Here is a 12,162-nt window from a genome sequence, read left to right on the forward strand (position 1 = left end):
GCACGGACGGGGTCCGTCCCGCGCTCACGACGCCGCCCCCACGGCCTCCGCGTACCCGGTGATCCGGGAGCCGGGGTGCCCGGCGACGTACCGCTCCGCGCCCGCCCGGGTCACGAAGGCGCGCCACTCGCCGCCGTCCCGCACCCACACCGCCCGGTCCGCGAACCAGAGCGTCCCGGTCACCGCGTCCGGCACGTACGCGGCCCGCACCCGGCCCGCCCCGGCTTCCCGGACCGCCTTCAGGAGGGCGCCGGGGCCGTCGAAGGTACGGGTCGAGCCCTGCCCCTTCAGCCACAGTTCCGGCTTCGGGGCGCCCGCCTCCGGGTACGCGGCGCCCGGCACCGCCCGCGCCAGCGGGGCCGGGTCGACGAAGGCGTCCACGTCGACCTCCTTCACCAGTCCGGCCGCCGCCAGGACCGGCACGTCCTCCTTGAGCGCGGCGACCAGCTCGGGGCGGAGCGCCGGGTCGAAGGTGGCGATGCCCTGGGCGCCGTTGTAGAGGTAGACCACCTCGGCGGGCAGCCCGGTCTCCTTCGCCACCGATTCGGCGGAGGCGACCGGCCGGGTGCGCAGCTCGTCCGTGGCCCGCCGCTGCGCGCGCAGGAACGCGTCGAGCACCTCCGGCCGCTCCTTCGCGAACTCCTCCCGTACGGTCACGCCGTGGAAGGTCGGCAGGTCCAGCTCGGCCCCGTCGTACAGCGCCGTCGCCCGGCCCTGGAAGGCGAGCAGTCCGGGCCAGGCGACGAACTGGGACAGCGCGTCGGCGCTGCCCGCCGCCAGGGCCGAAGCGCCCACGCTCGGCTGCTGGTTGAGCTTCCGGACGTCCTTCGCCGGGTCGAGGCCGGCCCGCTGGAGGGCCCGGACCAGGGTGCCGTCGGCGGCCGAGCCGACGCTGGTGGACACCTTGCGGCCCTTCAGGTCCGTCAGCGACCGCAGCGGCGAACCGGGAGCGGTCACCACGGTGTTGAGGCCGCCCCGCAGGTTGTAGCCGGTCACCGACACCAGCCGCGTCGACTGCTTGAGCTGCTTGCCGCGCGCCGCGTTGAGGAGCAGCGGGAAGTCGCCCATCGAACCGATGTCGATCTTCCCGGCCGTCATCTGCGCGGTGATCGGGGCGCCGGTCGCGTAGTCCTGCCAGTTCACCCGGTAGGTGATGCCGTCCTTACGGCCCTGCGCCGCGAGCTCCTCCTCGAAGTGGCCGAGGGAGCGCAGCAGGGTGCCGGCGGTGACGGTGTTGATGGTCTTCGACTGGTAGCCGACGGTCACCGTGACCGATTTCGCGCCCGCCCCGCCGTCGGTGCCGGTCCCGCAGGCGGTGGCGAGCGGCAGCAGGAGCAGGGCGAGCGGAAGGGCGAGTCTTCTTGTCGACATGGGGGTTCGGCCTTTCACCGGAGCAGGTAGGGCATGTTGACGGTGACCGCGCCGGTGGGGCAGCGCGCCGCGCACGGGCCGCAGTACCAGCACTCGTCGACGTGCATGTACGCCTTGCCGTCCTCCTCGCGGATCGCGAGCGAGTCGAGCGGGCACATGTCGACGCAGAGCGTGCAGCCGTCGATGCACTTCGACTCGTCGATGGTCACGGGCACGTCGGCGCGCTGGGGGACCAGAGGCATGGCTGTCTCCAGGGAAGGGGTGTCGTTCGGGGCAGGTGCGGTTCAGAGGGCGCGGCGCAGGACGCCGCTCATGGTGATGCGGTCGCCGCGGAAGCGGATGAACTCCAGGTCCACCGGCCGCCCGTCGGGCAGACAGGTCAGCCGCTCCAGCATCAGGACGGCCGCCCCGCGCGGGGCCTGGAGCACGGCGGCGGAGTGCGCGTCGGCGTTGACGGCCTCCAGGGTGATCTCCGCGTGCCCGAGCGGGGAGCCGGTCAGCTGCTCCAGGAGCCGGAAGACGTCCGTGTTCTCCAGGTCGCAGTCGAGGAGTTCGACCCCGATGTCCATCGGCAGGTAGGACAGGTCCAGGGAGAGCGGCAGCCCGTCGAGCCGCCGCAGCCGCTCGACGCACAGTACGTCGGAGTGATCGGGAAGACCGAGCCGGTGGGCCACCGGGCCGGGCGCCCCGACCGGCCCCACGGTCCGCACCTCGTTGGTGACCCGCCCGTGCTCGTGCAGGGTCTCGGCGAGCCCCTGGAGCCGGTCCAGGCCGTGCGGGTACTTCTCGCAGACCACCACCGTGCCGACCCCCGGCTGCCGGTCCACCAGCCGCTCGCCGCGCAGCAGGTCGAGGGCCTGCCGCACGGTGTTCCGGCTGGCCCGGTAGTCGGCCGCGATGACGTCCTCCAGGGGGAGGACCCCGCCGGGGAAGCCGCCCGCCAGGATCTGGTGGCGCAGCAGGTCGGCGAGCTGCCGCGCCCGGTCCGCCCGGAGACGCCGGCGACGGGCGGCGGCGACGGGGCGGGCGGCGGGAGCGGGTTCGGCGGGCATGACACGGAACGTAGCGGCGGACGGGCCCCGGTGGTGTTGCCGCAACATTGCGCCACCTGACGAACCCTCCGTACCGCTCTGACCAGCGGATACGTCGGGGGGACGGGGAGTCCCGCCACCCGGCCGCCCACCACGTGGACGGTCGGGTGCCCACGATGCGGATCGGGGCCGGGGGCGGGTCCCTGCCGGGGGCCCGCGTCCGTCAGATCTCGTGTCCGCCGAGCGAGCGCCTGCCGGCCTCGTGTCCGTCATTCGCGTGTCTGCCGACTGCGTGTCCATCGGTCGCGTGCCCGCCGAGCGGGTGCCTGTCGGCCTCGTGCCCGCCGACCTCGTGGAGCAGGGCGACGGAGAGTCGGTGGTGGAGGGCGCCGAGGACCGGCTCGTCCGGCCCGAACAGGCCGTCGGCGAGCTTCCAGTACCGCCGGATCAGGGCGCTGTCGGCCCGGGCGAGCACCGGGACGAGACCGCGCCGGAAGTCCGGGGTGTCCCGTACGCCCTGCGCGGTGGCGTACGCCGAGACGAAGCACTCCAGGGCTCCGCCTGACTGCCCGGTCCGCTCCTCCGCCCCGGCCAGCGCGTACGCCTCGGCCAGGCCCTCGTACAGCACGTCCGGCCGGTACGCGCCCTCCGGCAGCGGCTGCGCCCTCCGGCACGCGGCGCCGCCGGGAAGCGGCCCGGAGACGAGGGCGTGCAGCCGGGCGAAGTCCAGGACGCGCGCGGGGCTCGGCTCCGCCGGGGGCGGCGGCACCACGGCGCCCAGGACCAGGGACACCACCCGACCGGACAGCCGCACGGGCAGGATCCGGCGCCAGAACCGGACCACGGCGTCCGTGTCGGGCGGCGCGGGCACGGCGCCCAGCAGCCGTGCCCGGTCCGCGCGTTCCCCGGCGGGGCACTCCTGGAGGGACCGCAGGGCGGCCTCCTGCCAGCGCAGGGCGGCCAGTCGGGAGCCGACGTCCCGCAGCCGGTCCGCGATCACCTCCGCGGGAACCCCGTCCCGGTCGAGGACCCGTTCCACCTCGGGCACCGGCAGGTCGAGCGCGCGCAGGGAACGGATAAGGCGGAGCCGGTCGAGCGCCCCCGGACCGTACCGGCGGTGCCCGCCGGAGCTGCGGGCCGCCTCGGGCAGCAGGCCGCGGTCGGAGTAGTAGCGCACGGTCTTGACGGTGACGTCCGCGCGGGCCGCCAACTCCCCGATGCTCCACAGACCGTCGGACACCACGACACGCACCTCCCCGGAGGAGACCGACCATTCACGAGCACCCCCATTCTGACGCCGGACCGGGGCCGCCGCCCCGACGGGGGGCGCCGGAGGCGGCCCTTGAACCTCCCGCAGGGGGAGCTCCTAGCGTCGGGGCGGCGACACGGCCCCAGAAAGAGGCGAGGAGACGACCATGACGACGTTCGTACTGGTACCGGGCGGCTTCACCGGCGGCTGGGTGTGGGAGGAGACGGCGGCCCGGCTCGGGAGGGCGGGCGCCGAGACGCACCCGGTGACCCTGACCGGCATGGACGGCCTGTCAGGGGAGACCGGCATCGGCCTGGAGACGCACGTCGAGGACCTGGTGCGGCTGATCGACGGCCTCGCGGCGGCCGAGGTGGTCCTCGTGGGCCACGGGTACGGGCTCCACCCGGTGCTCGGCGCGGCCGACCGGCGGCCCGGGCGGGTCGCCCGGATCGTCGCCCTGGACACGATCCTCCCGCAGGACGGGGAGCCGGCCGAGCGCTCCGTGCCCGACCCCGGGGGCCGGGCCGGCGCGGACGGACGGGTCCCGCCGCCGACGCGGGAGACCCGGTCCCGGTGGGGCGACCTCGAAGGCGTCCCCGAGGAGACCCTCGTACGCCTGGAGCGCCTCGCCGTGCCCCAGCCGGCCGACACGCTCACCGCACCGCTCCGCCTGACCGGGGCGGCCTCCGCCCTGCCGGTCACCGGTGTCCTGTGCACGGCCGCCGGATCGAGCGTCGCCATGGTCGAGATGCTGGTGGAGTCGGGCCCGCCCCGGTTCCGCGCGCTGGCCGACGACCGGATCCGCTTCCTCGAACTCGCCACCGGACACTGGCCGATGCTCTCCGCGCCCGCCGCGCTCGCGGAGACGCTGCTCCTCGCGGCGGCGGGCGAGGGCCGCCGGGTGACCGCGCCCGCGGACGAGCGGCCGACGCACTTCCGGCCCTTCCTCGAAGGGGTACGGGACGTCCCCGAGGTCCCGCGCGAACGGCACGGCCGGGTCGACCTCCACCTCCCGGACGCCGAGGGCCCCCGGCCGGCGATCGTCTTCGTCCACGGCGGTCCGGTCGACCCCGACCAGCGGCCCACCCCGCGCGACACGCCGTTCCTCCTGGGATACGGGCGCCTCGCGGCGGGCGCCGGAGCCGTCGGCGCCACCTTGGACCACCGGCTCCACGGCCTCGCCGACTACGCCCTCGCCGCCGACGACCTCGCCGAGGCCGTCGCGCTCGTCCGCGCCGACCCGCGCGTCGACGGGGAGCGGATCGCGCTCTGGTTCTTCTCCGGCGGTGGACTCCTCACGGCGGACTGGCTCGCCGCGCCCCCGCCGTGGCTGCGGTGCGTGGCCGCCACCTACCCGATGCTCGCGCCGCTGCCCGGCTGGGAGGCGGTGGAGCCCCGCTTCCGCCCGGTCGACGCGGTGGGCACGGCGGACGGGCCGCCGGTGGTCCTGACCCGGGCCGGTCGGGAGCACCCGGCGATCGCGGCGACGGTCGAGGAGTTCCTGACCGCCGCCGGGAAGCGCGGGGCGCGCGTCGAGACCGTCGACGTCCCCCACGGCCGCCACAGCTTCGAACTGCTCGACCCCACCGAGGAGTCGGCCCGGGCGGTGGAACGGGCGATGGCGGCGGTGCTGGCACTGCTGGAGGAGTGAGGGGTACGCGCGTACGCACGGGGGCGGGACGGCGACCGTGCGCGCCGGAGGTGCTGGTCAGACCTGCGGCGGAGCCGCCGCGAGACTGACGACGGGGCAGCCGAGGCAATCCGCCAGGATGCCGTGCTGCCGAGGCGTCAGCGGATTCAGGAAGACCACCGCGCCGGCCCCCGTCCGCTCGCGGACCTCCGCCACCTCGCGGACCTTCCCGGCACCCAGGAGCGTCCGGGGGGAGAGCGGCAGGCCCGTCTTCCGCACCCCGCCCCGGGAGACGCCGCGACGCTGCACGGCGCGCGCCACGACCCGGGCGCCCCGGGCCGTCAGGTCGGCCGCCGCCGCGTCCATCAGGGCGGCGAAGTCCCGCTGCCCGGCGGGGAAGTATCCGACGAGCACGACGTCGGCCCCCGCGACGGCGAAGGGCCGGCCGGGCCGGGGGCCACCCGTCGTCCGCCGCCGGGGGGCGGGGCGCCTGTCACGTCCGCGATGCCGGTGCACGGGCCCACGGTAGGACGACCGCGACCGGCGCCGACACGTGTTTTCCCGGGGGCCGTCGTCCGGGTCCGACGCCGCCGTGCAGGATGGGGCCGTGACCGGATACTGGAACCCGCTGCCCACGGCCCGACGAGTGGTCGAGGGCCTCGACGAGCCCGCGGAGCAACTCTTCACGGGCGTGTGGGAGCAGCGGAACTGGCGCAACGTACCCGGGCCCTTCTACGCCGGCGAGACCGACAGCATGGCCACCGGGCGTCTGGACGCCCCGGGCCACATCGCCTACGACGACGACCTGGGCGGCGGCTTCGGCTTCGAGTTCGTCTACCGCCAGCCGGTCGACGCGCACCAGACCGAGGATCTGATCCACGGTTGCCGGATGGAGCTGTACCGGGGCTACAACTGGGACGGTGACGACCACTGGACGGTGGAGGCGGTCCGCGACTGGTGGCGGGACCGGGGCCGTGTCCGGGAGTGGGCCGTCGCCATCGCCGCCGACTGGGGCGCGGACGCCCACCCCCACTGGGGCGACAACGCCGATCCGCGCCACCTCGGCCACTACCACGACGCGGCCCAGGGGCACCGGGACTTCGTCGCCCACATCGACGGCGGTCTGGAGGCCCATCTGCGCGGCTACCTCTTCTGGCTCGAACAGCGCCGCGAACCGCGCGACGGCGAAGCCCTTCCCCGGCTCCGGTGACGAGCCGGAGGAGGGAAGGCCTTCGCGGTGATCAGGGCGCGACCGTCTCCGTGGTGATCAGCTTGACGAGGCCCGGGAGGCCGCCCTCGGCCAGGGCGCGGCGCTGGCGGTCGGCCGAGGTGCCCTCCTGGAGCAGCCGGTGCAGCAGGGAGGTCACCTCGCGGGTGTCGCCGGACTCGTCCAGGGCGGGCGTGATGTGTTCGAGCAGCGAGCACAGCACGTCGCCCGCCCGGCGCGACCGCCCCTCCGGATCGACCAGGAGACCGCTCAGACCGTGCCGGGCCGCGTGCCAGTTGGACGCCTGGAGGAGCTCGGGCGAGCAGTCGGGGAGCGGCATCCCGGCCTTCTCCTCGTCGATCGCGGTGGCGACCAGCGCCCGCACGATCCCGGCGAACATGACCGCCTCGTCGGCGCGCAGCTGCACGTCGGCGCAGCGCACCTCGACCGTGGGATACCGGTCGGACAGGCGGGCCTGCCAGTACAGCTGGCCGGTGTCGGTGATGATGCCGGTGTCGAGCAGCGACTGCACGCGCTCCTCGTGGTCCGCGAGCGAGGTGAAGCGCGGCGGGGGGCCGCTGACCGGCCACCGGCCGAAGATCACCGTGCGCCAGCTCGCGAACCCGGTGTCGCCGCCGTCCCACAGGGGCGAGTTCGCCGACATGGCCACCAGGACCGGCAGCCAGACCCGGATGCGGCTCAGGACGGCGACGCCCATCTCGCGGTCCGGCACGGCCGCGTGCACGTGCATCCCGTTGACCAGCTGCTCGGCCACGAGCTGCGGGGCCTGGGAGGACATCGCCAGATAGCGGGCCTTGCGGGTGACGGGCACGGGCGCCGTCTCCCGGTAGGGGGCGGTCGCGCAGGCGGCCAGCAGACAGCCGTTCTTCTCCGCCGCCATCCCGAGCGCGTGCCGCAGGCGCAGCAGGTGGCCGCCGACCTCCTCCAGGTCCGTGCACACCGGGGTGGCGACCTCCACCTGCGCCTGGAGCAGTTCCGACTGAACCTCGGAAACCTCGACGATCGGCTGCAGTCCGGCGGACGCGCGCACCTGGTCACCGAGTGGAACCGGAAGGCATGTGTCCGGATCGAGCAGCAAGTACTCTTCCTCGACCCCAATAGTGATCATGCCCCCCGACTACCCCCGATCGGCCGGGGAAATCGGTCCGGCGGGCACCGCTTTCCGCAGGTCACGCGGACGGCACCGCCCGGCTGCGGACCGTGAGGGAACGCGTCACCGGCCGTGCCGACGACCGTGCCCTCGGTGCCGGACGCCCCCTAGGGCGTGTCCGGCGGATCATGGCCGGGGCCGCGACGCCCGGCACGGCTCCCCCGTAGCCCTTCGGGCACGGGAGGTGCCCCCACGCCGCGTTGCCGAAACGGCCCGACAGCTCCGCCATCGACCCGCTCCGGCGCCTTGCGATGCTTCCCCAGGCCCTTGCGGGCCCGGGGAGACCCCATGCACCGGGCGCCGCGGCCTGTCCGGCCCCGATCCGCCGGACAGGCCCTAGAGGCCCAGGTGCCGCTGCATCCAGTCGGCGGCGGTCCGGCGGAACAGCCGCCGGTTGTCCGCCCGCCGGAACTCGTGCCCCTCGTCGCGCAGCGTGAGCATCTCGGCCGGCAGGCCCCGCTCCCGCGCGGCCCGCACCATCTGCTCGGACTCGCCCGGCGGGACGTTCGTGTCGTGCTCGCCGTGCACCGCGAGCAGCGGGACCCGCAGCGCGTCGACCCGGCTCATGGGGGACAGGGAGCGCAGCAGCTCCCGGTCGCGCACCGGATGCCCGTACTTGTGCGCCGCAGACTCGGCGATCCACGGTTCCGTCCCCGCGAAGAACGTCGAGAGGTCCGACATCCCGCACACCGCGACCCCGGTGCGGAACAGCTCCGGGTGCCACACGAGGGACGCCATCGTCAGATAGCCGCCGTACGAGCGCCCCATCACCGCGAGGCGCGTCGGATCGGCCAGGCCGTCCAGGACCACGTGCGCCGCGCAGTCGGCCACGTCGTCGATCGCCGCGAACCGCCCCGTACCGAGGTCGGCGTCCACGAACGACCTGCCCCAGCCGGACGAGCCGCGCACGTCGGGCGCGAAGACGTCCAGGCCCCGGCCGAGCAGCTCGTGGTACAGCGGGTCGAACACCGGCCGCTCCTGCTCCTCCGGCCCGCCGTGCAGATGGATCACGCACGGGCCCGGGCGCCCGGCGTCGCGCCCGGCCGCCCGGTAGTACCAGCCGCCCAGGCGCACCCCGTCCCGGGCCGTCGGCCGCAGCGGTACGGGCCGTACGGGCGGCCTGCCCGGGGGCACGGCGTCCTCGTCCCGCGACGACCACGGCGTGCGCGCCGACAGGCCCCCCGGGGGCGCCCACCACACGCCCGGGCGGCGCTGCGAGCCCGACAGGGCGAGGACCGTGCCGCCGGCCGGTCCGGCCCGGGTGATCCGGGTGACCACCTCGTGCGGCAGCGGCACCCTCCGGGGCCGGGCCGCCGTGGACAGGCTCAGGGTCTCCAGCTCGCTCGCTCCCCGCACGTTCCACGCGAGCGCGGCCGTGCGCCCGTCCTCGGCGAACGCGAGGAGCTCCAGGTCGCTGCCCTCGCGCTCGGCCACCACGGACAGGCCGACGCGCCCGCCGTCCTCGTCGAGCGTCGCCGCGAGGAGCGCCGCGAACTGCCGCTCGTGGTCGCTCCGCAGCCACAGGGTGCGCCCGTCCTGCGAGAACCGGCCGATCCAGGGGTCCCCGTCGCCGACCCGCAGGACGGACCCGGTCGCGAGGTCGGCCGTGCGCACCACCACCGCCTCACGCCGGCCGCGCGGGCCCCGGCGCACCAGGGCGAGCCGCCCGTCCTGGCTGACGTCGCACACCCGCAGCGTCGCGGCCCCCGACTCGGCGGCGACGAGCACGGGCGATCCGAGGCCGGAGGGGTCGACCAGATAGGCGGTGAGGCGGTCCGGAGCCCCGCCGTCGAGGCCGCTCCCCCCGCCGTCGAGCCCGGGCCCCTCGCCGTCCGGCCCGGCCGTCCCATGGACCGGACCGTCCGTCGCGCGGCCCGCGACGCCCGTACCGTGACCCGCCGGGGCACCCGTACCGTGATCCGGACCGCTGCCGTCCGGTCCCACCTGTCCGTGCCCGGTGCCGCCCAGCAGCGTGGCCGGGCCGTCGCGTTCCGCCCAGCCCGTGGGCAGGTCCCCGAACGCCGTCCCGTGGTCCGGGGCGGACGGCTCCGGGAGGACCGTGCGGACCGTGAGGCCCGTCGGGGGAGGCGGCTCGGCCACCGTGACCGCCACGGCCGAGCCGTCCCGCGTCCAGCAGCCCAGATAGGCGGAGCTGCCCGCGTCCGCGCCCGCCACGATCCGGCGGCCGGTGCCGTCCGGCCGTACGCACAGGACACGGGTGTGCTCGCCGCCGCCCGGGGCGACCGTGTAGGCGATCCACCGTCCGTCGGGGGACCAGGACACCTCCGTGACCGGATCGGGGTCCGCGTCGAGGAGGTGGATCTCCGAGCCGTCGGCGAGCCCGGTCCACAGCTGGGGGACGCCCGTCCGGTCGCAGATGAACGCCACCCACTCGCCCGTGGGGTCCGCCGACGGGTACCAGCAGCCGTGCGCCACCAGCGGCCGGGGCGTGTCGCGGGTCCCGGCCGCGTCGGCCAGCGGCACCGGCGCGGGCGCCGCCGACATCGCTCCGATCAGTCGATCCCGTGCGTCTGCAGCCATATCTCCAGCAACGCTACGTGCCACAGGGCGTTCGCTCCTCGCTTCGTCCGGTGGTGGTCGGGGGCGGAGAGCAGCTCGGCGACGTACTCGTCCCGGAAGACGCCCCGCGCGCGTGCCTCCGGCGCGGACAGCGCCTGACGCACCCGTTCGAGGACGGGCCCCGCCATGTGGCGGATGGCCGGCACCGGGAAGTAGCCCTTGGGCCGGTCCACGACCTCGCGCGGCAGCAGCTTCCGGCCCGCGTCCTTCAGGACGCCCTTGCCGCCCTGGGCCAGCTTCAGCTCCGGCGGGCAGGCCGCCGCCAGCTCGACCAGCTCGTGGTCCAGGAACGGCACCCGGGCCTCCAGGCCCCAGTCCATGGTCATGTTGTCCACGCGCTTGACCGGGTCGTCGACGAGCATCACGTGGGTGTCGAGCCGCAGCGCCGCGTCGAGCGCGGTCTCGGCCCCCGGCGCGGCCATGTGCTCGCGGACGAACCGGCCGGACTCGTCCTGGCCGGTCAGCAGGTGCGGCTGCAGGATCCGGGCGAAGTCGGCGTGCGGACGGTCGAAGTACACCTCCGCGTACTGCTCCGGCTCCCGCTCGCGCGGCACGGACGCCAGGTCCGGATACCAGCGGTAGCCGGCGAACACCTCGTCGGCGCCCTGGCCGCTCTGGACGACGCTCACCTCCTTGGAGACCAGCTCCGAAAGCAGGTGGAACGCCACCACGTCATGGCTGATCATGGGCTCGCTCATGGCCAGGACCGCGCTGTCCAGGGCGGTCGACACCCGGTCCGAGGGGACCATCAGCTGGTGGTGCGCGGTGTCGTAGCGCCGGGCGACCAGGTCCGAGTAGAAGAACTCGTCGCCCTCCTCGCCGCCCTCCGACTCGAAGCCGACGCTGAACGTGGCCAGGTCCTTCTGGCCCTCCTCGGCGAGGAGCCCGACGATCAGGGACGAGTCGAGGCCGCCGGAGAGCAGCACGCCGACCGGCACGTCGGCGACCATCCGGCGGCGCACCGCCGTCCGCAGCGCGTCCAGGACCGCGTCGCGCCAGTCGGCCGCGTCCATGCCCGCGTACGCGTCGCGGCGGGTGTACGACGGCTGCCAGTAGACCCGGTCGCGGTACGTGCCGTCCGGCTCCACCACGCGCACCGTGGCGGGCGGCAGCTTCCGCACCCCGTTGAGGACGGTCCGCGGGGCCGCCACCGTGGCGTGCCAGCTCAGGTACTGGTGCAGGGCGACCGGGTCCAGGGACGTGTCGACGCCGCCGCCCGCGAGCAGTGCGGGCAGGGTGGACGCGAACCGCAGCCGGCCGGGGGCGTGGGACAGGTACAGCGGCTTGATGCCGAGGCGGTCGCGGGCCAGGACGAGCCGACCGGTGTCGTTCTCCACGAGGGCGAACGCGAACATGCCCATGAAGCGGTCGACGCAGTCGACGCCCCACTGGTGGTACGCCTTGAGGACCACCTCGGTGTCCGAGGTGGAGAAGAACCGGTGCCCCAGGTTCTCCAGCTCGCGCCGCAGCTCCTGGTAGTTGTACACGCACCCGTTGAACACGCCCGTGAGCCGGGCCTCGGCGTCCGCCATCGGCTGGGCGCCGCGCTCGGACAGGTCGATGATCTTGAGTCGGCGGTGCCCCAGGGCCACAGGGCCCTGCGACCAGACGCCCCGTCCGTCGGGGCCCCGGGCCGCCAGACGGTCGGTCATGCGCTCCACCGCGGCCACGTCGGGCCGCCGGTCGTCGAAACGAATCTCACCGCTCAGACCGCACATGTCACACCCGTCCGTCGTGCCCCCGCCGCCCCCGGCATGTCCGGGGCCTCGCAGCCCTCCTCGACCTCATGTGCATCACTCACTGCAGACTCCTCGAAGACAGGGAGCAGGCGCCCGCACGCCCCTCGGTACGGGGCACACGGCGACCCGCTCCGTATCGCGAGTGCCCGGCCGGCCGGGGATCATGCCTTCCGGAGCGTCACGC

At 75.1% G+C, this 12,162-nt stretch carries 10 protein-coding genes; 2 read left to right on the plus strand and 8 right to left on the minus strand.

Translation table 11 applies throughout. The features are described from left to right. Positions 1-24: 24 nt before the first annotated feature. The 4 genes from CP977_RS31650 to CP977_RS31665 all read right to left on the minus strand — a co-directional run bounded on the left by CP977_RS31650 (position 25) and on the right by CP977_RS31665 (position 3,645). Complete coding sequence (locus CP977_RS31650) at positions 25-1,371, minus strand: ABC transporter substrate-binding protein (protein ID WP_152371299.1); 1,347 nt, start codon at positions 1,369-1,371, stop codon at positions 25-27. 14 nt (positions 1,372-1,385) lie between these two features. Then, positions 1,386-1,613 (minus strand): 4Fe-4S dicluster domain-containing protein, encoded by a 228-nt coding sequence (locus CP977_RS31655; RefSeq protein WP_030313017.1) that lies wholly within the window; start codon positions 1,611-1,613, stop codon positions 1,386-1,388. A 42-nt stretch (positions 1,614-1,655) separates the two neighbouring features. After that, positions 1,656-2,423: a GntR family transcriptional regulator gene (locus CP977_RS31660; RefSeq protein WP_152371300.1), complete on the minus strand. Its 768-nt coding sequence runs from the start codon at positions 2,421-2,423 to the stop codon at positions 1,656-1,658. A 202-nt stretch (positions 2,424-2,625) separates the two neighbouring features. Then, on the minus strand, positions 2,626-3,645 hold the full coding sequence (locus CP977_RS31665; protein ID WP_167309014.1) for a MerR family transcriptional regulator: 1,020 nt from the start codon (positions 3,643-3,645) through the stop codon (positions 2,626-2,628). Between the two features lie 172 nt (positions 3,646-3,817). On the opposite strand from CP977_RS31665, the gene CP977_RS31670 reads away from it, so the two are divergent. After that, a complete protein-coding gene (locus CP977_RS31670) occupies positions 3,818-5,302 on the plus strand; it encodes a dienelactone hydrolase family protein (RefSeq protein WP_152371301.1) in 1,485 nt (494 codons plus the stop codon). Between the two features lie 57 nt (positions 5,303-5,359). Here CP977_RS31670 and CP977_RS31675 read toward each other — a convergent pair whose 3' ends face one another. Further along, positions 5,360-5,797 carry an HflX-like GTP-binding protein gene (locus tag CP977_RS31675; RefSeq protein WP_234363700.1) on the minus strand — a complete coding sequence of 146 codons (438 nt, stop codon included), beginning with the start codon at positions 5,795-5,797 and terminating at the stop codon, positions 5,360-5,362. 91 nt (positions 5,798-5,888) lie between these two features. Here CP977_RS31675 and CP977_RS35010 point away from each other — a divergent pair, with 91 nt between their 5' ends. Beyond that, on the plus strand, positions 5,889-6,491 hold the full coding sequence (locus CP977_RS35010) for a ferredoxin (protein WP_236072161.1): 603 nt from the start codon (positions 5,889-5,891) through the stop codon (positions 6,489-6,491). A 31-nt stretch (positions 6,492-6,522) separates the two neighbouring features. Here the strand turns inward: CP977_RS35010 and CP977_RS31685 are convergent, their stop codons facing one another. From CP977_RS31685 to CP977_RS31695, 3 genes are all read right to left on the minus strand, one after another. Next, positions 6,523-7,617 (minus strand): carboxylate-amine ligase, encoded by a 1,095-nt coding sequence (locus CP977_RS31685; protein ID WP_062759964.1) that lies wholly within the window; start codon positions 7,615-7,617, stop codon positions 6,523-6,525. Positions 7,618-7,995: 378 nt separating this feature from the next. Next, positions 7,996-10,200 (minus strand): S9 family peptidase, encoded by a 2,205-nt coding sequence (locus CP977_RS31690; protein WP_152371302.1) that lies wholly within the window; start codon positions 10,198-10,200, stop codon positions 7,996-7,998. Beyond that, entirely contained in the window at positions 10,173-11,957 is a 1,785-nt protein-coding gene (locus CP977_RS31695; protein ID WP_062759966.1) for an N-acetylglutaminylglutamine amidotransferase, read from the minus strand. The genes CP977_RS31690 and CP977_RS31695 overlap by 28 nt, the downstream gene beginning before the upstream one ends. Positions 11,958-12,162: the final 205 nt, after the last annotated feature.

Origin of the sequence: Streptomyces cinereoruber (assembly GCF_009299385.1) — a bacterium.
Taxonomy (GTDB): Bacteria; Actinomycetota; Actinomycetes; order Streptomycetales; family Streptomycetaceae; genus Streptomyces; species Streptomyces bikiniensis.

Excerpts from the sequence above, each read along its gene's own strand:
- CP977_RS31650 (WP_152371299.1), bottom strand. The coding sequence starts at position 1,371 with ATGTCGACAAGAAGACTCGCCCTTCCGCTCGCCCTGCTCCTGCTGCCG.
- CP977_RS31655 (WP_030313017.1), bottom strand. The coding sequence starts at position 1,613 with ATGCCTCTGGTCCCCCAGCGCGCCGACGTGCCCGTGACCATCGACGAG.
- CP977_RS31660 (WP_152371300.1), bottom strand. The coding sequence starts at position 2,423 with ATGCCCGCCGAACCCGCTCCCGCCGCCCGCCCCGTCGCCGCCGCCCGT.
- CP977_RS31670 (WP_152371301.1), top strand. The coding sequence starts at position 3,818 with ATGACGACGTTCGTACTGGTACCGGGCGGCTTCACCGGCGGCTGGGTG.
- CP977_RS31685 (WP_062759964.1), bottom strand. The coding sequence starts at position 7,617 with ATGATCACTATTGGGGTCGAGGAAGAGTACTTGCTGCTCGATCCGGAC.
- CP977_RS31690 (WP_152371302.1), bottom strand. The coding sequence starts at position 10,200 with ATGGCTGCAGACGCACGGGATCGACTGATCGGAGCGATGTCGGCGGCG.
- CP977_RS31695 (WP_062759966.1), bottom strand. The coding sequence starts at position 11,957 with ATGTGCGGTCTGAGCGGTGAGATTCGTTTCGACGACCGGCGGCCCGAC.